The sequence below is a fragment of the Nocardia arizonensis genome, from assembly GCF_001310275.1.
Taxonomy (GTDB): domain Bacteria; phylum Actinomycetota; class Actinomycetes; order Mycobacteriales; family Mycobacteriaceae; genus Nocardia; species Nocardia arizonensis.
Genome location: NZ_LGYZ01000078.1, coordinates 119,707 through 141,802, shown reverse-complemented (window position 1 = coordinate 141,802; position 22,096 = coordinate 119,707). Strand labels below are relative to the sequence as shown.

Genomic DNA, 22,096 nt, shown 5'->3' with positions numbered 1-22,096 from the left:
ACCCCCGAAAAACCACCATAAACAAGACATTTCAGATTCCACAGAATGGCCGAGTACAAGAACTCGCCTTCTCCGCAGGGCAGGCAGGTGATGTCACCGACGTATCTGGTGTTCGGCGCGGTCGCGGTGAAATCCCGGCACACCAGGTCAGCAGGCGGGGTGTCGGCTGGCTCGGCGATGGTGGTGCGGTGGCGGCGTAGTACGACGATCGGGCGACCTGCACGACCCGGCACAACCGCTTCACCTCGAAGGTGTCGGAGTGGTCGGCGACGAACTGGAAGCGGGTCACCAGCGCGTCTCCCCGGCAAAATATTCGGCCGCCGACCGGAGTATGTCTCGCTCGGTCTCGAGCTTGGTCTTCTCGGCCTTGACCTGGGCGAGTTCGGCTCGCAGTCGGGCGGCTTCTTGCTCGGGGATCTCATCGCTGGTCGGCCCGGAAACCTGGGCTGTTCGGGGTTTACGGATCGGGATCCCGGCGTTTTGAGCCACGCGGTCAGTGAGCCGCAGCAGCCCGCCTCTCTGGTCAGATCATTTCCGCAGGTCGATCCGTGTGGTTAGCGGATGTATCCCCCTCGCGACATGATCCCCCACGCCGCGCGCCCAACGAACCCGCTATCCAAGCCGTACACGCGAACACCGCACCGGAAGGGTCGGAAACTCAGTCAAGTTTGCCAGAAGATAGCTGCCGTGCTGGATCGGTCGGCGGGTCGTGTCGGCGACACGCCGCAACGGTCGACCACGTGAGCTGCCACCCAAGATCGCGCCTGTGCTGCCGGGCCGACTTACTGAGTTCTACCGGGGTCAGACACGGAGCCGAAGCAGTGAACCTTGTGACGCCCAGATGGAGATGTCGACCGTGGAGCCGATTCGATCCATCTCACCAAAATCTCACACTTTCGACGGGAAATGTCCGGATCCGATGGGGCTCCTCCAGCGCCAGGCTTCGCCGAAATATGCTTTTGCCCAGGGTTGATGAGGCGCGTCGGGATCGATTGGGGCGACTTGAACCTGTGTCAAGTAGTCGCAGGATCAAATACGGTGGCCCCGCACGTATGAGAAGGTGATGTCCCCGTTTTCGCAAAGTCGGGCATGTAATTTAGGCCATAGTCGGATCGGTGGTTGCATCATCTTGTACTCGATTGGCGCCCACATGCCCAGGACCTATTCGCGGCATTAGTTGTCGCGGAAGATGACGAGATATTCAAGATCGCTTTGGCGAGTGCAATCCTGTTCGCCATCGTTGCCTATTGAGTAGTTCAGATTTCATTCATGCTGCCCCAGAAAGAACCAAGGCGGACCTGTCTGGTCCGGCTCGTGAAACAACCCGGCTCATGAAACAATGTGCCGCGATTCCCGGCCGGGTTCTTCGCCTCAGCCAAGCGCGCGGATTTGTCGTCAGCCAGTGTCGACGAGGTGGCCTTCTTCAGTCCCTCCCGCCCGGTCGAACCCCGCTTGCACCGTCTCGGTCTACGCAGACCGCTGGGCGTGGGTCGACAGCGCCGGACCCATAACCAACGCGAAGCTTCGGTCGGCCTTGTCCACTGTCCGACCGACACTAGGTGTCCGCACGCCATGACCCGCACTCACCAAGGAGGGTGGCAGTCATCTCCGCTGGTAAAGGCATCACTTTCTGACACCAACTGCCTCTCCGCGTGTGACCGTTTTTGTGACCGTTTTGAGCGTGACGGGCCGGTATTCGGGCTGATCTCCGGTGATAACAGAGGCCCCGCACCGGTGTTCCACGTGCGGGGCCTCGAGTCGAAAAGAGCTGTCAGAAGCTACTTTTCGATCACCGAACATCACTCACAGGTACTTGGCCTTGGCTTCCCGCCGCCGCCGGTGCAGGATCGGCTCGGTGTAGCCGTTGGGCTGGACTGTGCCCTCGAAGATCAGTTCGCGGGCCGCCTGGAACGCGACGCTGCCCGCGAAATCGGTGGCCATCGGACGGTAGTCGGGATCACCGTCGTTCTGCTTGTCGACCACCGGGGCCATGCGCTCGAGACTCGCTTGCACCTCCTCGGCGCTGACCACCCCGTGGCGCAGCCAGTTCGCCATGAGCTGACTCGAAATACGCAGGGTCGCACGGTCTTCCATGAGCGCGACGTCCTTGATGTCTGGCACCTTCGAGCAGCCGACCCCCTGGTCGATCCACCGCACGACGTAACCGAGGATGCTCTGGGAGTTGTTGTCGAGTTCTTGGCGCTTGTCCTCGGCGCTCCAGTTCGGCTCGGCCGCCAACGGGATCTCGAGGATGTCGTCCACGCTCGCGCGCCTGCCGCCCTTGGCGATCTCGGCCTGCCGCTGGAACACGTCCACCAGGTGGTAGTGCGTGGCGTGCAGGGTAGCCGCGGTGGGCGATGGCACCCACGCGGTGTTCGCGCCCGCCCTCGGATGACCGATCTTCTGCGCCAGCATGTCGGCCATCAGATCCGGCATGGCCCACATGCCCTTGCCGATCTGCGCCTTGCCGGGCAGACCGGCGGCGATGCCGTTGTCGACGTTCCAGTCCTCGTAGGACAGGATCCAGCGCTGCGACTTCATGTCCGCCTTGCGGACCATCGGCCCGGCTTCCATGGAGGTGTGGATCTCGTCACCGGTGCGGTCCAGGAACCCGGTGTTGATGAACACCACGCGCTCGGCCGCGGCGGCGATGCAGGCCGCGAGGTTGACCGTGGTGCGCCGCTCCTCGTCCATGATGCCGACCTTGAGGGTGTTGCGCGGCAAGCCGAGGACGTCCTCGATCCGGCCGAACAGTTCGACGGTGAAGGCGACCTCGTCGGGACCGTGCATCTTCGGCTTCACGATGTAGACCGATCCGGTGCGGCTGTTCCTCAGCGCGGCGTCGTCCGCGAGGGAGTGCATGGCGATCAGCGAGGTGACCAGGCCGTCCATGATGCCCTCGGGCACCTCGTTGCCCTCGGCGTCGAGGATGGCCTCGGAGGTCATGAGGTGGCCGACATTGCGCACGAACAGCAGCGAACGGCCGTGCAGGACGAGTTCGCCGCCGTCGAGCGCGGTGTAGACCCGGTCCGGGTTCATGGTCCGGGTGAAGGTCTCGCCGCCCTTGGTGACCTCTTCGGCCAGGTCGCCCTTCATCAGGCCGAGCCAGTTGCGGTAGCAGAGCACCTTGTCCTCGGCGTCGACCGCGGCCACCGAATCCTCGAAATCCATGATCGTGGTGACGGCGGACTCCAGCACGACATCCTTGACGCCCGCGGTGTCGGTGCTGCCGATCGGCGAATCGGGATCGAGCTGGATCTCGATGTGCAGACCGTTGTGCTTCAGCAGGATCGAGGTCGGGGCATCCGGTTCGCCCAGATATCCGACGAGCTGGGAGGCGTCGGCCAGGCCGATGCTGGTGCCGTCCTCGAGACCGACCTCGAGTTCACCGTCGACGATGGTGTAGGAGGTGGAGCCGATATGCGATCCGGTGATGAGGGTGACCGCGTCGTCGAGGAAGTTGCGCGCCCACTCGATGACCTTGTCACCGCGCACCTTGTTGTAGCCGCGGCCCCGCTCGGCGCCGCCGGTCTCCGGTATGGCGTCGGTGCCGTAGAGCGCGTCGTAGAGCGAACCCCAGCGCGCGTTGGCGGCGTTGATCGCGAAACGGGCGTTCATCACGGGCACCACCAACTGCGGACCAGCGGTGGTCGCGATCTCGTCGTCCACGTTCTGCGTGGAGATACCGAACGCGGCCGGTTCGGGCCGTAGGTATCCGATCTCGGTCAGATAGTTCTTGTAGGCGGCCTTGTCGTAGTTCGCGCCGCGGTGTTCGGCATGCCAGGCGTCCAGCTTGCCCTGGATCTCGTCGCGCTCGGCCAGCAGGGCGCGGTTGCGCGGCGCCAGATCGTCGATGACACCCTCGGCGCCCGCCCAGAACGCGGCGGAATCCACGCCGGTGCCGGGAAGTGCCTCGTTCTCGATGAACTCGTGGAGAACGCGTGCCACCTGGAGCCCGCCGACCTGAATCCGCTCTGTCATCTACTGCCTCACTTTTGAGAAAGCCGGTGTGAAAAGACGGGATCAATGTTACCCATCGGTAGTTCTCGCATCGTGCGACGGGTTGTTCGAGCGCGCGTCGGGTGCGGCGCGCAGCAGGCACATTCTCGTCGGCCGCGCCGGTTCCCGGGTGTCACCCGGCGGCGAGTCGCACGGTTGTCGGCGGTTGACCGAACTGTCCCTTGATCCTATCGGCTCGCCGATTTAATGTACTGATCGGAACATTAACTTGTGATCCGCGCCGCACCCGTGGCGTCGCACCCGTCGCGTCGCATCGGTGGTGCGCCGGCGGTGCGGCAGGACGAGCAGACAGGAGTTCAGGTGTCGCTCACCGACAAGGTCGTCGTGGTGACCGGGGGCAGCCGGGGTCTCGGCCGCGAGATGGTGCTCGCCTTCGCCGCCGCGGGCGCCGACGTGGTCGTCGCCAGCCGAAAATTCGACGATTGCGCGGCACTGGCCGATCGGGTGCGCGACCGGCACGGGGTGCGGGCGCTGCCGGTGGCGTGCAACGTCAGCGTGTGGGAGCAGTGCGACGCGCTGGTCGAGACCGTCTACGCCGAATTCGGCCGGGTCGACGTCCTGGTCAACAATGCCGGACTGTCCCCGCTGTACCCGAGTCTGGACCAGGTGTCGGAGGCATTGTTCGACAAGGTCATCGGGGTGAACCTGAAGGGGCCGTTCCGCCTGTCGGCGCTCGTCGGGACCCGAATGGCCGCGGCGGGCGGCGGCTCGATCATCAATATCTCCTCGTTGGAGGCGACGCGCCCGGAACCGTTCGCCGTGCCCTACGCGGCCGCCAAGGCGGGCTTGAACGCGCTCACCGGCGGTCTGGCGCAGACCTTCGCGCCGACGGTGCGGGTCAACACCATCCAGTGCGGCCCCTTCGAGACCGATATCGCCAAGGCATGGCCCGAGGCGATGCGCACCGAACTCGCCGAGCACAACGCCATGCGCCGGGTCGGGGCGCCGAACGAGATCGTCGGCGCGGCACTGTTCTTCGCCACTCAGGCATCCGCCTTCTGCACCGGCGCCACCCTCGCCGTCGACGGTGGCTGGCGGTGACCGAGACCGCGCCCGCGCGTCGCCGCGGACGCCCGCCCGCCTCCGAGTCCACCGCGGACGACACCCGCGGCCGCATCGTGGCGGCGGCGGTGGAGTTGTTCGCGGAGAAGGGATTCCACGGCACCGGGGTGGCCGAGATCGGCGACCGCGCCGACGTGCGACGCGGCGCGCTGTACTACCACATCGGTTCGAAGGAGGAACTGCTCTGGCAGATCCTGCGTGACTACACCCAGCTCATGCTCGTCGACGCCGAGACCATCGCCGACGCGCCCGAGGACCCGGTCACCAAACTGCGCCGCCTCATCGACAGCCACGTCGGCCTCATCATCGAACACCGCAGGGCGGTCGCGATCCAATTGCGCGACGTCACCGCGCTGACCGGCGACCGCGCCGCCGAACTGCAAATCCTGCGCGACCGGCTACAGCACTGCTGGCAACGGGTGATCGACGCAGGCCACGCCGCCGGTCTGCTGCGCACCGACGATCACGTGGTCACCAACGGCGTCCTCGGCATGCTCAACACCGTGACCTTCTGGTACCGCCCGCACGGCGGCCGCTCCCCCGGTGAGATCGCCGCCATCCTGGCGGCCACCGTACTCGACGGCATCGTCACCACGCCCGATACGAAAGGTTGATCATGGCTTGGGATTTCGAAACCGATACGGAGTTCCAGCGCAAGCTGGACTGGGCCGCGGAATTCGTCCGCACCGAGGTCGAACCACTCGACCTGCTCTATCCGAATCCGTACGACCGCACCGACAAGGAGGCGATGGCGCTCATGGGCCCGCTCAAGGCCCAGGTCAAGGAGCAGGGGCTGTGGGCCTGCCATCTCGGGCCCGAACTCGGCGGCCCCGGCTACGGTCAGCTCAAACTCGGTCTGTTGAACGAGGTGCTCGGCACCTCGGTGTGGGCGCCATCGGTATTCGGTTGCCAGGCACCGGATTCCGGCAATGCCGAAATCCTCGCCCATTACGGCACGCCGGAACAGAAGCGGAAGTACCTCCAGCCGCTGCTCGACGGTGATATCGGCTCGTGTTACGTCATGACCGAACCCACCGGCGGGTCCGATCCCACGCTGTTCAGGACGCGCGCCGTGCGCGATGGTGACCACTGGGTCATCAACGGCGAGAAGTGGTTCAACTCCAACGCCCAGTTCGCCGCCTTCCACATCGTCATGGTGGTCACCGATCCCGACGTCAGCCCGTACCGGGGGATGTCGATGTTCATCGTGCCCGCCGACGCGCCCGGACTCGAGATCGTGAAGAACTTCGAGGTCGCCGGATTCAGCGAGTCCGAAGGACATCTGCGGTTCACCGACGTGCGGGTGCCCGCCGACCACCTGCTCGGCGAGGAGGGCATGGGCTTCCTCGTGGCCCAGACCCGTCTCGGCGGCGGCCGCGTCCACCACGCCATGCGCACGGTCGCCTTGGTGCGCAAGGCATTCGACATGATGTGCGAGCGCGCGGTGTCGCGCCAGATGCGCAAGGGCGCACTCGGCGCTCTCCAGATGACACAGGAGAAGATCGCCGACAGCTGGATCGAGATGGAGCAGTTCCGGCTGCTCGTGCTGCGTACGGCGTGGCGCATCGACAAGGAGCAGGACTATCTCGCGGTCCGCAAGGACATCGCCGCCATCAAGGTCGCCATGCCGAAGGTGATGCACGACATCGCCCAGCGCGCACTGCACCTGCACGGCGCCATCGGCGTCAGCCAGGATCTGCCCTTCGTCGACATGCTGAACTACTCCGAGGTCATGGGACTGGCCGACGGTCCAACCGAGGTGCACAAGATCACCCTCGCCAAGGAGGTCCTCAAGACCTACGCGCCCGGCGATCCGGTGTATCCCAGCGGCTACCGTCCCGTCCTGCGCGACAAGGCGCGCGAACTGGTCGCGCGCCGCCTCGAACACGTGGTCGGCAACCTCTGAGCGACCGGGCCCGGTCCGTCGTTCGCGAACCGGGCCCTCACGCGCTCACCCGCGCCAATTCCTCCGGTACCTGTTCGGCGAATGGCGCGACCGGGCTCAACCGCAGCACCTCCGACATGCGCCGGGTCAGCGCGGGCGGCCCCGCGAAGCTCACGCGCCCGGTGCGCTGGGCGTGCGAGAGCGGGATGCGGCCAAGCCACACCTGATACAGGGAGGCCACATCGGAGGTGATGGTGACGTCCACCGGATAGCCCGGGTCGGTGGTGCACACCGACGGGTCGCCGCGTTCGACCACGATCCAGTAGCGGCGGATGTCGTCGGTGAAGCGTACGGCCAGTACCTGCCTGCGACCCGGAAACGACGAGGTGTCCAGTCTGGTGTGCATCCACCAGACCAGCAGGTCGGCGTCGAGTTCGGCCGGATCGGGTTCGCCGAAGGTCCAGCGCGCGCCCCACGCTCCGAGCCCGAACAGGATGGGTTCGAGGTCGCGGCCTGCCTCGGTCAGCAGATAGTCGCCGTAGATCTTCTCCACCAGACCCGCGCGTTCGAACTGTCGCAGCCTTTTGGTGAGCAGACTGCGGGAGAGTCCCGGCAGACCGCGCGCGAGATCGTTGAAACGGGTCGAGCCGATGAACAGGTCGCGCAGGATGAGCAACGACCAGCGGTCGCCCAGGACATCGAGCGCGCGCGAAATGGGACAGTACTGGCCGTAGCTCTGGTTCGTCTCCGACACGATAACCTCCGGGGCTGGGTCCACTTTCCGAACCGGTTCGGTCCACTTTCTGGACTATTCGGTTATCGCGGGCGTTCGTAGCTTCGAAACATGACGACTTCCGCACTGCCCACCGGCACCATCACCACCACCACGATCCGCACCCGCGAAGACCGGATCGCCGAAGCCCGCCGCATCGGCGAAACCCTTCGCCCCGGCGTCGCCGAACGCGACCGCACCGGCGAGATCGACACCGCCGCCTTCGACAGTCTGCGCGAGAGCGGACTGGTCGCCGCGCTCGTCCCCGCCGAATTCGGCGGCGGCGGCGCGAGCCACGAGGAGATGGGCGCGGTCCTGCGCGAACTCGGCCGCCACGACCCTTCCACCGCAGTGGCCTTCGCCATGCATTCGCACCTGGTCGCCACCCAGGTCTGGCGACATCTGCACGGCGCGGACGCCCGCGGCGTGTTCGAGAAGGTCGCGGCGGGCGCCATCCTGGTCAGCACCGGCGCCTCGGACTGGGTCAGCTCGAGCGGCCGCGCCGAACAGGTCGAGGGTGGCTTCCGGGTGAGCGCCCGCAAGTCGCCCGCCAGCGGCTGTGAGATCGGCACCGTCCTGGTCACCAGCATTCGCTGGGACGAGGCCCCCGGCGGTCCGCAGGTCCTGCACTGCGCCGTCCCCCTGTCCGCACCCGGCGTGCGCATCGAGAAGACCTGGGACACAATGGGTCTGCGCGCCAGCGGTTCCCACACCGTGATCCTGGAGGACGTCTTCGTCCCCGAGGCCGCGATCTCCCTGATCCGCCCCGCCGACCTGTGGCCGCCCCTGCTGAACGTGGTGATCGGCGCCGCCATGCCCCTGGTCATGGCCGCCTACCTCGGTATCGCCGACGAAGCGGTCGACCTGGCCACCGCCCTGGTCGCGGGCCGCACCGACATCCACCTGTTCCAACTCGCGGGTGAGATGGCCAACGCCCACACCACCGCCGAAGACCTGGTGACCGCCATGTTCGCCGGTTCGGACAACCTCGGCTTCGCCAACACCGACGCACACGCCGCCCGTACGCTCAGCCGCAAAACCGTTGCCACACAACATCTCATCGAAGCAGTCCGGCTGGCCATCGAGTTGGTCGGCGGTCTCGGCTATTCGCGCACCTGCGAACTGGAGATGCGTTACCGCGACATACACGGCAGCCTGTTCCACCCCCTCCCCCGCGCCAAGCAAACCCTCTTCACCGGCCGGGTCGCCCTGGGATACGGAGTGCTGTAATTCTGGCGGCGCCTCCGGCGCCGCGGGGTTCGCGGCCCCTGGTGTCTCGCGGCCGCGAACCGTGTCGGTCTACCGCCCTCGTCCGCGTACGGTTCGGGTTGGACGGTGTATCGCGGGAAGTCCACGGCACTTCCGTGGAACGAGTCCCTCGGGTACGGTACGGCGGGGCGCAATCCGTGAGGCGGGAACCGAGGTTCACCGCTGCGCGATCCGCGATCGGCCGTAGTATTTCGGCATGGTGTCCTCGAGCCGGGTCTTTCGTTCTCCGATCATCTGGATCGCGGTCACGGCACTCGCGGTCGGATTCGGCGTCGCGCTCGTGGCCTTCCAACCGTGGAAATTGTTCACCGACACCACCGTCGACGACGCGGCGCCCACCGTCATCTCCTCGCCCGGCGGCGATCCGGTCGTCCCCCCGCTGCCGACTTCCCGCGGCGAGTTCGTCTCACACGAGCACCACACGGTCGGCGCGGTGGTGGTCCTGCGTCTCGCGGACGGCTCGTCGGTGCTGCGCCTGGAGGAACTGGACACCTCCGACGGTCCCGACGTCCACGTCTGGCTGACCGATCAGCCCGTCACCGACAGCTGGACGAACCTCGATGACGGCGAACACGTGGATCTGGGAAAGATGAAGGGCAACAAGGGCAATCAGAACTACCCCGTCCCCGGCGACGTCGACATGACCCGTTTCGGCACGGTGTCGCTGTGGTGCGAACGCTTCCACGTCTCCTTCGGCGCCGCCGCCCTGCGGCCGATCTGAATTCCCGCAGCAACCGGGAACCCGGCACCTCGTCTCCGCCACGAGGCGCACCGCGCCGTTCCCACCCGACCCGACCCCGCCCGGAGCGAGCCGACCGACGACCGTTCGCGGCCACGAGGTGCGGCCGATGGACACCGGTACACCATCCCCGAGTTCGTGCCGCCCGCGTACCGGCCATTCCCCGCGAACCCACGCCACGGTTACCCCATGGACGCCGACATCCGGCTCCCGATCAACCCTGGCGAACCCGCCCCGACGATTCCTCCGATCCCTGGGAAGACCCGTCCCGCCTCCGGCGCCCACAGCGCACCGTCCCCGCGATCTCTCGCCGGTAACACCGGCACCCCGACCCACACGTCGAACCGCACCGAAAAAACCAGCCGACAACCCGACCTTCTCTGTGCCACCATGAGTTTCGACAGCCGAACCGCCCGATCGGTGGGCGTTCCCGAGCATCAGGAGAGGAGGTGGCCCGTGCAGTCGCGCAATCCCATGCCGATATCCGTAGCCGACAGCGAATCCGGCCGCCTCCTGACCGGTCGCTGACCGAAGCCCTTTCCGCTCTCTTCCACGAAACATGGTGAGCCCCATGACGTCGCGCCATGCCACCGACCGGATGGCATTGACCACGGATAATTGGATACACACCGGTGTACTGGTGTTGAACGCCTCCTACGAGACGCTCGACGAGATCGGTGCGGATCGGGCGGTGGTGCTGTTGACCAGTGGCGCCGCGGAGTCGGTCGTCGACCGCGAGCCGTATTTCCCCATTCGGTCCATGCGGCTCGAGATCGCGCTGCCCGACACCATCCGCTTGCTGCGCTACGTGTTCATCGAGCATGCCGCGTTGGTGGGCGACGAGTCCCGCGCCACCCTGGCCGGTGTCCTGCGCCGGGACAAGAACCGATGCGGGTATTGCGCGAGTTGGGCGCACACGGTCGACCACATCCGTCCGCGCAGCCGCGGCGGGCCGAATACCTGGGCCAATCTGGTCGCCTGCTGCGCGCCGTGCAATACGGCCAAGGCCGACCGCACGCCCGAGGAGGCGGGGATGCGGTTGCTGTGGCAACCGAAGGCCCCCGACCCGCTGGCCAAGCGCCAGCGGCGGATCTGGAAGCGATTGGCCACCTGATGCCGCGAGAGGAGCGGATCCATGACCGTACAACTCGTCGAACTGCTGCCGCTCTCCGACAGCGATGGGTGGCACCGGGCCGCGTGCCGTGGTGACCCGAATCACGAAGCGTGGTTCCCGTACCCTTCGCAGGACTTCGACTATGCGCGAAGGATCTGCGCGAGCTGCCCGATCCGCGTGCAGTGCCGTGAATTCGCTTCCGACACCGGGCAGTCCGGCGTCTGGGGCGGGCACGAATTCGACCGGGGGCGTTTGATCCGCGAATGATCGCGGACACAGTTCGCCGGGGTCGGTGTCCGACACCGTTCGACACCGACCTCGGCGCACGGGCGAATACGCGGTGACCATACACTGACCCCCGTGGGCACACATCGCAGCGGAACCAGGTCCCGAGGCGTCAGCAAAGGTCCGGTTATCGCAGCGGTGGTACTCGTACTCGCGGTGGCGGCGGTCTTCGCGTGGTTCCAGTTCTCCGACCGCGCCGCCAACCGGGACAGCGCGGCGGCCTCCGAATGCGTCGAGGGCGAGTCGATCCTCGACGTGACCGTCGATCCCGATATCGCCGCGCCGGTGCGCACGCTCGCCGAACAGTACAACGCCGCCGAGCCGCGGGTGCGCGACCATTGCGCGAAGGTGCGGGTCACCGCGAAGTCCTCGGCGGCGATGGTCGCGGGTTTCGCGGCGGGCGGCGCCTGGGACGGCGAGCTCGGTCCGCAACCCGCGCTGTGGGTTCCGGCCTCGTCGCGATCGGTGGAGGCCGCGCGGGTGCCCGGACTCATCGAGGGTGATCCGATCTCGGTCGCCACCAGCCCCGTCGTGCTCGCGGTGGCCGAACCGCTGCGCATGGCCCTGGACGCGGCGAAGGTCGGCTGGGGTGATCTGCCCAATCTGCAACAGGGTTCGCTCGACGTTCTCGGTCTGTCCGGTTGGGACGGTCTGCGCATGGCCATGCCGCCCACCGATGCCACCCTTGCCGCCGCGACCGCGGTCGGCGCGACCATCTCCGGCGTCGATCCGCTGACCGTCCAGGCGGCCGGTTCCGGGCAGGTGGTGTCCGCGGTGTCGGGCTTGGCCGCGGGGGCGCCCGAATCCGCCGACACCAATGCCGCGCTCGACGCCATCGCCATCGCGCCCCGGCCGGCGGATGCCACCGTGCACGCCGTAGCCGCTACCGAGCAGCAACTGAGCGCGCATATGGGTGTCGTCGCCTATCGCCCGGCGGGCTCGGCACCCGTCGCCGACCATCCGGCCGCGATCATGTCGGGGTCGTGGGTGGATCAGACCCAGAATCTCATCGCGGGCGTTTTCGCCGATTATCTGCGCGCACCGGAGCACGCGGCGGTCTTCGCCGACGCGGGATTCGCGCCCGCGTCGCCCGCGTCGGCCCCGGGCGCCTCCCGTGACGCGCTGGTGAAGGTCGCGGGCACCCTCGCGCATCCGGTGCTCGGCGTGCAGTCCACGGTCCTGTTGGACGTCTCGTCGTCCATGTCGACCTCCGACGGGTCGGGCACCCGCCTGTCCAACAGCCTCGGCGCGCTGCGTTCCACGCTCAATGTCATGCCGCCGGATTTCGGACTGGGCGTCTGGACCTTCGGTAAGAATCTCGACGGCGCCAAGCCGTACAAGGTGGTCACCCCGACCGCGCCGCTGTCCAACACCCAGCGCTCCGCCCTCGACACCGCACTGGGCTCGGTGCGCGCGACCGACACGAAGACCGATCAGGCCTACCCGACCCTGCTCGCCGCCTACCGCGCCGCGCGCGCCGACTACGCCGACCGTCGCACGAATTCACTGCTGCTGATCACCGACGGCCCCGACGACGATTCGTCGGTGACCGGCGCGAAACTGCTCGCCGATATCGCCGCCGCGACCGACAAGACCGAGCCGGTGCGCATCGACATCATCGTCATCGGCGGCGCGGGCACCCAGACCTTGCAGGATCTGGCCGACCAGACCGGCGGCTCCTACACGAAGGTCCCCGACACCGACAATCTGACCTTCGCGGGGGCCGTGGTGCGGGCGCTGACGAATCCGTGACCGGCGGTCAGTCGGCGTAGGCCGAGGGCGGCGGGCAGGTGCACACCAGGTTCCGGTCGCCGTATGCGCCGTCGACCCGCCGCACCGGAGGCCACACCTTGGGCCGCGAATGCGCCGTGCCGCGCGGGTAGACCGCGATTTCGCGGCTGTAGGGGTGTTCCCATTCCCGCACCAGGCAGGCCGCGGTGTGCGGTGCGCCGCGCAACGGATTGTCGGTGATCGGCCAGACACCGGCGGCGACCTGGTCGATCTCGGCGCGGATGGCGATCATGGCCTCGACGAACTCGTCGAGTTCGGCGAGGTTCTCGCTCTCGGTCGGCTCGACCATGAGCGTGCCCGCCACCGGGAAACTCATGGTCGGCGCGTGGAATCCGTAATCGGCCAGGCGCTTGGCGACATCGTCGACGGTGACGCCGGTGCGCTTGGTGATCTCGCGCAGGTCCAGGATGCACTCGTGAGCGACCATGCCGTTCTCGCCGGTGTAGAGGACGGGGAAGTACTCGTCGAGCCTGCGCGCGATGTAGTTGGCCGAGGCGATCGCCGACAGCGTCGCCCGGCGCAGCCCGTCGGCGCCCATCATGCGGATATAGGCCCAGGTGATCGGCAGAATCGAGGCGGAACCGTAGTTCGCCGCCGACACCGCGTGCGAGCCGGCTTCGCGCGGGTCGCCGGGCAGATACCGCGCCAGGTGCGACCGCACCGCGACCGGTCCGACACCTGGACCGCCGCCACCGTGCGGGATGCAGAAGGTCTTGTGCAGGTTCAGATGGCTGACGTCGCCGCCGAAATGTCCGGGCCGGGCCAGACCGACCAGCGCGTTCAGATTGGCGCCGTCAACATAGACCTGTCCGCCCGCCTCGTGCACCAGTGCGCACAGGTCGGCGACCTCGTGTTCGTAGACGCCGTGGGTGGAAGGGTAGGTGATCATGACGCAGGCCAGGCGTTCGGCGTGATCGGCGATCTTGGCGCGCAGATCGTCGAGGTCGACGTCGCCGTTGTCGCGACAGCGCACCACCTCGACCCGCATGCCCGCCATGGCGGCGGAGGCGGCATTGGTGCCGTGCGCGCTCGACGGGATCAGGCAGGTGTCGCGGTGGGCAGCGCCGCGGTCGAGGTGGTAGCGACGGATGGCCAGCAGACCGGCGTACTCGCCCTGGCTGCCCGCGTTCGGCTGGAGGCTCACCGAATCGTATCCGGTGATATCGCACAGCCAGTTCTCCAGGTCCGCAACGATTTTCAGAATGCCCGAGGCGTCGTCGGCCGGTGCGAACGGATGCAGACGGGCGAATCCGGGCCAGGTGATCGCCTCCATCTCCGCGGCGGCGTTGAGCTTCATGGTGCACGACCCGAGCGGAATCATGCTGCGATCCAACGCGATATCCTTGTCCGAGAGCGCACGCAGGTAGCGCAGCATGGCGGTCTCGGTGCGATGACCGACGAACGCGGGGTGGGTCAGGAATTCCGAGGTCCGCGTCTCGATCGCGGCCACGGCGCCTTCACCGCCCGAACCGTTGCCGATCTCGGGCGAGCCCGCGGTGCCGAAGGATTCGATGACGGCCGCGACGTGCGCGTCGGTGGTGGCCTCGTCACAGGCGATGCCCACGTGGTCGGCGTCGACCAGTCGCAGGTTGATGCCGCGTGACTTCGCCTTCGCCACAACGGCTTCCGCGCCGCCGGGCACGCGCGCGAGCACGGTGTCGAAGAATCGGGCGTGCACGACCGCGCCGTCGAGGCCCTCGGCCACGGCCGTCGCGTGCGCGTGCACGCGACGCGCGATGGCGCGCAGGCCGTCGGCCCCGTGATAGCCGGCGTACATGGCGGCGACGATGGCGAGCAGCACCTGCGCGGTGCAGATGTTCGAGGTGGCCCGCTCACGACGGATGTGCTGTTCACGGGTCTGCAAGGCGAGCCGGTAGGCGGGAGCGCCGTCGGCGTCCACCGAGACCCCGACCAACCGGCCCGGCAGCTGCCGGGCGTAGTCCTGCCGCACCGCGAGGTAGCCCGCGTGCGGACCGCCGAAGCCCATGGGCACGCCGAAGCGCTGGGTGGTGCCGAAGCAGACGTCGGCGCCCTGTTCACCGGGCGGGGTCAGCAGGGTCGCGGCGAGCAGGTCCGCACCGACCGCGACGAGTGCGCCGCGCTCGTGCGCGGCCTCGATCACCGAGGTCAAGTCCACGATGCGCCCGGACGCGCCGGGCGTCTGCATCAGCACCCCGAAGAAGTCTCCCTCGGGCAGTGCACCGCCGGACAGGTCCGCCGTCACGATCTCGATGCCGAGCGGTTCGGCGCGCGTGTTCAGCACCGTCCTGGTCTGTGGGAAGAGGTCGGCGTCGACGAGCAGTCGCGTGGACTCGCCGCGGCAGGCCCGCCGCAGCAGCGTCATGGCCTCGGCCGCGGCGGTGGCCTCGTCCAGCATCGACGCGTTGGCCACTTCCATCCCGGTCAGATCCGACACCATCGTCTGGAAGTTCAGCAGCGCCTCGAGACGGCCCTGGCTGATCTCGGGCTGATAGGGGGTGTAGGCGGTGTACCAGGCCGGATTCTCCAGCAGGTTGCGCACCAGCACCGGCGGGGTCAGGGTGTCGTAGTAGCCGAGGCCGATCATCGAGGTCGCGACGGTGTTCGCCTGGGCGAGCGCGGCGAGTTCGGCGAGTACCTCGTGTTCACTCGCGGCGGGCGGCAATCCGGCCAACGGGGTCAGGGAGTCGTCGAGAATGCTCGCGGGCAATGCGGCGACCGCTAGTTCATCGAGTGATCCCACGCCGACGACCGGCAGTATCCGGGCGAGTTCGTCGCGATCCGGTCCGATGTGGCGGTCGGCGAAGGAACGAGTCACGGCAGCTCCAAGGTCGGGCGGATCGACCGGCACGGTCGACGGGTACCAGCCCTCCCCCTCTGTCGTGGAGCCTGAGAGATTCGGGAGGCGTCATCCCTTTCCCCATGGGCGGGCGGCGCGGGCCACCACTTTCCAGAGACGTCGAAGCCCGTACGGTCCCGGTTGCCTGAGAGATTGACGGGGAGGTGCTGCTCCTTCGGCGCCCGGACTCGTTTCGAGACCGGAACTCTCCCGCACGGCGGCGACGCACCGCCCAGTCTAGGCGGTGTGCACGCCGAACCACGGCATCGAATCCGTGTCGCCCTCGTCACTCGACGGCGCGACGGCGCATGACGCAGCCGGCACCGCGAGCGCCGTCCCGGTCACCGCCGGGACGGCCGAGGCGGAACTAGCCGGTCTTGGCGTTCATCCGCGCCTTGCGGCGATAGGCGAGTTCGTCCTCGGGCCGCTCGGTGGCGGCGGAGGCGCGCTCGGCGGGGAAGTTGGCGATCGCCCCGGTCAACTCGCGCATGGCGCCGCTGACCGCGATGCCGAACACACCCTGGCCGCCCTGCAGTAAATCGACGACCTCTTCGGGCGAGGCGCACTCGTAGACCGAGGTACCGTCCGAGAACAGGGTGATGCCCGCGAGGTCCTGGACACCGCGACTGCGCAGATGGTCGACTGCGATCCTGATGTTCTGCAACGAGATCCCGGCGTCCAGCAGGCGTTTGACGATCTTGAGGACGAGGATGTCCTTGAACGAGTACAGCCGCTGGCTGCCCGATCCCGCCGCACCGCGTATCGAGGGCACCACCAGCCCCGTGCGCGCCCAGTAGTCGAGCTGCCGGTAGGTGATTCCGGCCACCTGACATGCACTGGGGACGCGATAGCCCACTAGATCGTCGGGCACCGAATCATCCGGGAACAGGCCAGGCTGTACCACATCCTGCGATTGCTCTGCCACTGACCACTCCCTTGCTTCGCCGACGCCTTGTCATACACGATGACCCGGCTCCGTGATGACCACCTACCGCCGTGACCGCGTTCACCGCCGCGACATAGCCGGCCCAACTATCGAGGTTACTCCCCTGATTCTCCCGGGAGCGGCAGCATCGATCCAAACGCGACGCGCGGTAAAAGTCTCGACTTGTAGTTCAGAGCGAGAGATCGGCGATACCGGTCAGCTATCGGTGGCCTTGAAGTCGTCCGGGGAGACCGACTCCAGGAACTCCTTGAACTTCTCCACCTCGTCCTCGCGCTCGTCGGGCATGACCAGGCCCGCCTCGTCGAGGACCGCCTCCTCGGCGTAGATGGGGCAACCCACCCGCAGGGCGATGGCGATCGAATCGGAGGGGCGGGCCGAGATCGTGAGTTCGTTCTCGAAGACCAGGTCCGCGTAGAAGGTGCCCTCTTGCAGGTCGACGATCCGCACCTCTTTGAGCGTGTGCCCGAGTTCGGAGATCAGAACCTTGATCAGATCGTGGGTCAGCGGCCGGATCGGAGTCACCCCCTCTTGTTCGAGCACGATCGCCGTGGCCTCCGCCTGTCCGATCCAGATCGGCAGGTATCGGTCCCCCGACATCTCGCGCAGCAAGAGCACGGGCTGATTCTGCGGCTGCTCGACACGAATGCCGATTACGCGCATCTCACTCATCGCACTGCCTCCCATACTCGCCGACCGCCCGGCATGACCGCTGCGGAGCTTGCCGTACCACCGAGTCTAAGCGAATCGGCGGGGGTGCTGCGATCGGTGTGCACAGCCGAAACCGGCGCGTTGCCGCCGTGGGATACCAGCGGCGCCGCGGCGGCGACCCCGGGACGAAGGGTCCGCGCCGAAGCGCCGGATCGAGAGCGGGCTCTAGCCGCCGAGCGAACCGCGCACCGATGCCTTGACCAGACAGGTGTGCAGCGTCAGCGACAGCGCCGCGAGTTCGCGCACCGTCTCCTCCGCGCGCGCCCGTGCGCCGGCGTCGCGGCTCTTGGCGATCGGCGCGGCGATCTGCGCGACCAGGGCGGCCTCGCGATCGGCGGCCAGTTTGAAGGCCCGCAAATGCCGTGCCTCCAAGCCGAATTCGGCCATGGCCCGCGCGGTTCTGGCCAGCGTCACCGACTCCGCGTCGAAGAAGCCCGCGGCGCCGGGGGTGATCAGGTTCGCCCGGATCAGATCGTTGAGGAACTTCTCGTCGATCTCGGCCTGCTCGAGCAGATCCGCACGGGTGAGCCGGATTTCGTGGTCGAAGCGCAGTTCGTCGGGTGAGACCTCACCGGGCACGACACCGAGCCTACGGGGCGCGGCCGAACCCGCAACCCGAGCGGAACGACCCGTCGGTTCGTCGGCGGGTTCGGCGACCGGCCCGGGTTCCGCGCCGTGCCGACCCGAGACGGCACGGGCCCGCGCCTCGCGCACGCCCAAGGTGGCCGCACCGCTGTCGATCGCCTCCAACTGCTCCTTGATCACCTTCAGCGGCAGGTACTGATCCCGTTGCGCGGTCAGCACGAAGCGCAGCCGCTCGCAATCGGCGTGCGAGAACCTGCGATATCCGGAGGGAGTCCGCTCCGGCCTGATCAGACCCTCCGCCTCGAGGAATCTGATCTTGGAAATGGTGACGTCCGGGAAATCGGGGCGCAGCAGGTCGAGTACGGAGCCGATCGACATGCCTCCGCGCGCCCACTGCGCCGCGCCCGTCACAGCGCCGAATCCTTCATGGTCGACGGCGCCGTCCTTCTCATAGGCTGCCCGCACCCGCCGACGGCTCGCTGACCTGCGCGCGCGGTCCGGTCAGGAAGACGAGCCGGAATTTCCCGATCTGTACTTCGTCGCCGTTCTGCAACTCCGAGGAGTCCACCGGCTCCCGGTTCACATAGGTACCGTTCAGGCTGCCCACATCCACCACCTGGAAGGTGTCGTCGTCCTGCCGGAACTCGGCGTGGCGACGGCTGACGGTGACGTCGTCGAGAAAGATGTCACTGTCGGGGTGGCGACCGGCCGATGTGGTCGGCTGATCCAGCAGGAAGCGCGAGCCCGCGTTCGGGCCCCGCTTGACGACCAAGAGGGCCGCGCCGACAGGCAGACCCTCGACCCCTTGAACCGGCTGTTCGCCGGTCGGCTCTACGGAGCGCGACGCCTCGACCTCGTTCAGGAAATCCGCGCGGAAGACCGACGTCGTCTCGGCCGCGGTCTCCTGGTAACCCGGGTCTTTGTTCTCGCTCACCGTTTCTCTCCTCCTCGAACCTGATTATCCATGCAAGCAGGTGATGCCTTCACCGACACGATGCGTCGTGTCGATCGGAACACCGGCATCGACCGCCGGACGTCTGTTGGCATTGACCGTACCCTGCCGGGGCGTGCCCGTGCAGGTAGAACCGGGAAGGCCGGCTCAGCCCCCGATAACTCCTTGATAACCTGCGGCATCGAGCAGTTCACCGAGGGACTTTTCGAGGTCGGCGGCGTCACCGACCTCCAGATCGAACAGCCAACCGTCACCGTAGGGGTCCGCGTTCAACGTCTCCGGTGACTGTGCCAATTCCTCGTTCACCGCAACGACTTTCGCGGTCAGCGGGGCGTAGATGTCGGAGACGCTCTTGGTCGACTCCACCTCGGCGATACCGTCGCCGGCGACGACATCGGTGTCGGCCTGCGGCAGTTGGACGAACACGACGTCACCGAGCTGTGACTGGGCGTAGTCGGTGATGCCGACACGGACCGTCGTCGGGCCGAGCCGGCGCACCCATTCGTGCTCCTCGGTGTAGCGCAGATCCTCGGGGGTCTGGGTCACGAGGCCGTCCTTTCTTCGTCGAGGTTGTCCGCAACTCTATTCGAGAGCCCCCGACCGGTCCGACCCGACGTCTCCGCTATGGGCGTCGGTGTGGCACAGCCGGTATCGCGCGGGCCACCGCGACCGCCTTGCCCAGGTACAGCGCGCCGGTCCAGACGTAGACCGCGGTACCCCAGATGAGCAGGGCCGCGCCGAAGGCCCGACCGAGTCCGCTCAGCGGCCAGTCCATCTGCCCGGCCAGCAACCATGGCAGTGCCGACATGAGCGCGAAGGTGGCCGCCTTGCCCAGATAGATCACCTCGGGAGGCTCGAGTTCGCGGCGCCGGTAGATGCCGAGGGTCAGGGTCAGCACCAGATCCCGACCGACCAGGATGACCGCGACCCACCACGGGATAAGCCCGCGCAGGACGAAGGCGAGCAGGGTGGTGACCAGATACAGCCGGTCCACGAACGGGTCGAGCAGCGCGCCGAGTCGCGAGGACTGGTCGAGCAGCCGGGCCAGTTTGCCGTCAAGGAAATCGGTGACCCCGCTGGCGACCAGCAGCGCGAAGGCCCAGCCGTCGGCGTGTTCGACCAGCAGCAACCACAGGAACAGGGGTACGCCGAGCAGCCGGACCACACTCAGTGCATTGGGGACGGTGAGTACGCGGTCGGCGAACACGGCCCGCAGGCCCCCGGTCCCGGATTCGTTCGTCCCGGATTCGCTTGTCACAGACCCGTGCATACCGCACCGCCCCCGCGCGCCGCCATCCGGGCACGCCGAAACGGCGAGATGCGGAACGGGTTATCTCACATCGAACCCGCCGAAAGAATGAATATGAAAATATCTCAGCTATCGGGGCCCGGATATCGAGAGGAAGTCATGCCCGTATTCGACTACGACGTACTGGTGATCGGTTCCGGCTTCGGCGGCAGCGTGAGCGCACTGCGTCTGACCGAGAAGGGCTATCGGGTCGGCGTACTCGAGGCGGGCAGGCGCTGGCGCGCCGAGGATCTACCGCGCACCAATTGGAATGTGCGCAAATCCATCTGGGCCCCTCGACTCGGCATGACCGGCACCCAGCGCATCAGCGTGCTCGGCAAGTGCGCCGTCTTCTCCGGTGCGGGAGTCGGCGGCGGATCGCTGATCTACGGCAACACCCTCTACGAACCACTGCCCAATTTCTACGCCGACAGGCAGTGGGCGCACATCACCGATTGGCGCGCCGAACTGGCTCCCTACTACGACCAGGCCAAACGCATGCTCGGGGTGCAGCGCAATCCCCGCATGACCCCGGCGGACCGGGTGATCAAGGAGATCGCCGACGATCTCGGGGTCGGCGAGACCTTCCACGCCACCGATGTCGGCGTCTTCTTCAACGAGGCCGATCCCGGCGCCGAGGTCGATGATCCGTATTTCGGCGGTGCGGGGCCGCGCAGGCGCGGCTGCGTCCACTGCGCCCGATGCTTCACCGGCTGCCCGCACAACGCCAAGAACACCACCCCGACCAACTATCTGTACCTGGCCGAGCAGGCGGGCGCCGAGGTCCATCCGCTCACCACGGCCGTCGAGGTGCGACCGTTGTCCGGTGGCGGCTACACCGTGGAAACCTTCCGGTCGGATCGTTGGATTCGCAAGCAGCGCAGATCATTCACCGCCGAACAGGTCGTCTTCGCGGGCGCCGCCCTCGGCACCCAGAAGCTGCTGCACGCCATGCGCGACAAGTCGATCCTGCCGAACCTGTCCCCCCGCCTCGGCGAACTGACCCGCAGTAATTCCGAGGCCATCCTCAATGTGGTGAGCCGCACACGCACCGATTTCGCCGAGGGCATCGCGATCACCTCATCCATCCATCCCGAGGCCGATACCCATGTCGAGGTCTGCCACTACGGCAAGGGCCAGAACGCCCTGTTCCCGATGTCGGTGCCGATCGTCGACGGTGGCGCGTTCCGGTTCTTGCGCTTCCTGCTCGCCGTCGTGTCGCATCCGCTGGTGTTCCTGCGCAGTCTCGACGCCAGACGCGCCTCGGAGAAGTCGGTGATCCTGCTGATCATGCAGTCGCTGGACAATTCGCTCACCTCGTACCGCAGCCGCGGCATGTTGAAGACGAAGGCGGGCACCGGCGAGCCCAATCCGTCCTGGATCCCCCTCGCCCACGATATCGGGCGCAGATTCGGCGAGAAGGTCGACGGCGACACGCACGGCCTGATCATGGACGTCTTCGACATCCCCGCCACCGCGCACTACATCGGCGGCTGTGTCATAGGCGACACGCCCGACACCGGCGTGGTCGACCCGTACCAGCGGGTCTACGGATATCCCGGCCTGCACATCGCCGACGGCTCCGCCGTCACCGCCAACCTGGGCGTCAACCCCTCGCTCACCATCGCCGCGCAGGCCGAACGAGCGATGTCGTTCTGGCCCAACAAGAACGAGCCCGACCCCCGCCCCGCCCCCGGCGCGCCCTACCGCCGCATGGATCCCGTTCCCCCCGACCATCCCGCGGTCCCCGACACCGCTCCCGGCGCCCTTCGACTCCCGATCACCCCGGTGGACCCCGCCATCCGAGCCGACCGCGCCACCACCCGGGCGACGAGAGCCGACCGATAGCGCAGGCCACCGCC

The 22,096-nt window shown here is 67.2% G+C and carries 19 protein-coding genes and 1 riboswitch; of the genes, 9 read left to right on the top strand and 10 right to left on the bottom strand.

Annotation, left to right across the window (positions count from 1 at the left end; genetic code table 11):
* Positions 1-285: 285 nt before the first annotated feature.
* Both APZ21_RS36320 and APZ21_RS15270 read right to left on the bottom strand, forming a co-directional pair.
* Positions 286-489: a hypothetical protein gene (locus tag APZ21_RS36320; RefSeq protein WP_156371084.1), complete on the bottom strand. Its 204-nt coding sequence runs from the start codon at positions 487-489 to the stop codon at positions 286-288.
* 1,314 nt (positions 490-1,803) lie between these two features.
* Positions 1,804-3,981 (bottom strand): malate synthase G, encoded by a 2,178-nt coding sequence (locus APZ21_RS15270; RefSeq protein WP_054813962.1) that lies wholly within the window; start codon positions 3,979-3,981, stop codon positions 1,804-1,806.
* Positions 3,982-4,320: 339 nt separating this feature from the next.
* Between APZ21_RS15270 and APZ21_RS15265 the strand changes: the two genes are divergently transcribed.
* From APZ21_RS15265 to APZ21_RS15255, 3 genes are read left to right on the top strand one after another with little or no spacing between them, the layout of a single operon-like run.
* Positions 4,321-5,061 carry an SDR family NAD(P)-dependent oxidoreductase gene (locus tag APZ21_RS15265; protein ID WP_082393133.1) on the top strand — a complete coding sequence of 247 codons (741 nt, stop codon included), beginning with the start codon at positions 4,321-4,323 and terminating at the stop codon, positions 5,059-5,061.
* Entirely contained in the window at positions 5,058-5,696 is a 639-nt protein-coding gene (locus tag APZ21_RS15260) for a TetR/AcrR family transcriptional regulator (protein WP_054813961.1), read from the top strand. The genes APZ21_RS15265 and APZ21_RS15260 overlap by 4 nt, the downstream gene beginning before the upstream one ends.
* 2 nt (positions 5,697-5,698) lie before the next feature.
* Positions 5,699-6,988, top strand: coding sequence for an acyl-CoA dehydrogenase family protein (locus APZ21_RS15255; RefSeq protein WP_054813960.1), 1,290 nt, complete (start codon positions 5,699-5,701; stop codon positions 6,986-6,988).
* Between the two features lie 37 nt (positions 6,989-7,025).
* On the opposite strand, the gene APZ21_RS15250 is transcribed toward APZ21_RS15255, so the two are convergent.
* A complete protein-coding gene (locus APZ21_RS15250) occupies positions 7,026-7,721 on the bottom strand; it encodes a winged helix-turn-helix transcriptional regulator (protein ID WP_054813959.1) in 696 nt (231 codons plus the stop codon).
* Positions 7,722-7,811: 90 nt separating this feature from the next.
* Between APZ21_RS15250 and APZ21_RS15245 the strand changes: the two genes are divergently transcribed.
* The 5 genes from APZ21_RS15245 to APZ21_RS15225 all read left to right on the top strand — a co-directional run bounded on the left by APZ21_RS15245 (position 7,812) and on the right by APZ21_RS15225 (position 12,898).
* On the top strand, positions 7,812-8,969 hold the full coding sequence (locus tag APZ21_RS15245) for an acyl-CoA dehydrogenase family protein (RefSeq protein ID WP_054813958.1): 1,158 nt from the start codon (positions 7,812-7,814) through the stop codon (positions 8,967-8,969).
* Between the two features lie 235 nt (positions 8,970-9,204).
* The gene (locus APZ21_RS15240; protein ID WP_054813957.1) at positions 9,205-9,729 is read left to right on the top strand and encodes a DM13 domain-containing protein; all 525 of its coding nucleotides are present in this window, start codon (positions 9,205-9,207) and stop codon (positions 9,727-9,729) included.
* Positions 9,730-10,318: 589 nt separating this feature from the next.
* On the top strand, positions 10,319-10,861 hold the full coding sequence (locus APZ21_RS15235) for an HNH endonuclease (RefSeq protein WP_054813983.1): 543 nt from the start codon (positions 10,319-10,321) through the stop codon (positions 10,859-10,861).
* A 21-nt stretch (positions 10,862-10,882) separates the two neighbouring features.
* Complete coding sequence (locus APZ21_RS15230; protein WP_054813956.1) at positions 10,883-11,128, top strand: WhiB family transcriptional regulator; 246 nt, start codon at positions 10,883-10,885, stop codon at positions 11,126-11,128.
* Positions 11,129-11,221: 93 nt separating this feature from the next.
* Positions 11,222-12,898: a VWA domain-containing protein gene (locus APZ21_RS15225; protein ID WP_082393126.1), complete on the top strand. Its 1,677-nt coding sequence runs from the start codon at positions 11,222-11,224 to the stop codon at positions 12,896-12,898.
* 7 nt (positions 12,899-12,905) lie between these two features.
* On the opposite strand, the gene gcvP is transcribed toward APZ21_RS15225, so the two are convergent.
* From gcvP to APZ21_RS15190, 7 genes are all read right to left on the bottom strand, one after another.
* Positions 12,906-15,734 carry an aminomethyl-transferring glycine dehydrogenase gene (gene gcvP, locus APZ21_RS15220; protein WP_082393125.1) on the bottom strand — a complete coding sequence of 943 codons (2,829 nt, stop codon included), beginning with the start codon at positions 15,732-15,734 and terminating at the stop codon, positions 12,906-12,908.
* A 143-nt stretch (positions 15,735-15,877) separates the two neighbouring features.
* Positions 15,878-15,978, bottom strand: a riboswitch (glycine riboswitch).
* Between the two features lie 144 nt (positions 15,979-16,122).
* The gene (locus tag APZ21_RS15215) at positions 16,123-16,680 is read right to left on the bottom strand and encodes a MerR family transcriptional regulator (protein WP_054813953.1); all 558 of its coding nucleotides are present in this window, start codon (positions 16,678-16,680) and stop codon (positions 16,123-16,125) included.
* Positions 16,681-16,896: 216 nt separating this feature from the next.
* Complete coding sequence (locus APZ21_RS15210) at positions 16,897-17,370, bottom strand: bifunctional nuclease family protein (RefSeq protein WP_054813952.1); 474 nt, start codon at positions 17,368-17,370, stop codon at positions 16,897-16,899.
* 204 nt (positions 17,371-17,574) lie between these two features.
* Positions 17,575-18,372 (bottom strand): transcriptional regulator FtsR, encoded by a 798-nt coding sequence (gene ftsR / locus APZ21_RS15205; RefSeq protein ID WP_156371085.1) that lies wholly within the window; start codon positions 18,370-18,372, stop codon positions 17,575-17,577.
* 70 nt (positions 18,373-18,442) lie between these two features.
* Positions 18,443-18,928 carry a glycogen accumulation regulator GarA gene (garA, locus tag APZ21_RS15200; RefSeq protein ID WP_054813951.1) on the bottom strand — a complete coding sequence of 162 codons (486 nt, stop codon included), beginning with the start codon at positions 18,926-18,928 and terminating at the stop codon, positions 18,443-18,445.
* Between the two features lie 165 nt (positions 18,929-19,093).
* Positions 19,094-19,492 (bottom strand): glycine cleavage system protein GcvH, encoded by a 399-nt coding sequence (gene gcvH, locus APZ21_RS15195; RefSeq protein ID WP_054813950.1) that lies wholly within the window; start codon positions 19,490-19,492, stop codon positions 19,094-19,096.
* Positions 19,493-19,568: 76 nt separating this feature from the next.
* Positions 19,569-20,204 (bottom strand): CDP-alcohol phosphatidyltransferase family protein, encoded by a 636-nt coding sequence (locus APZ21_RS15190; RefSeq protein WP_239476640.1) that lies wholly within the window; start codon positions 20,202-20,204, stop codon positions 19,569-19,571.
* Between the two features lie 150 nt (positions 20,205-20,354).
* Here APZ21_RS15190 and APZ21_RS15185 point away from each other — a divergent pair, with 150 nt between their 5' ends.
* Entirely contained in the window at positions 20,355-22,082 is a 1,728-nt protein-coding gene (locus APZ21_RS15185; RefSeq protein WP_054813949.1) for a GMC oxidoreductase, read from the top strand.
* The last annotated feature ends 14 nt before the right edge of the window (positions 22,083-22,096 follow it).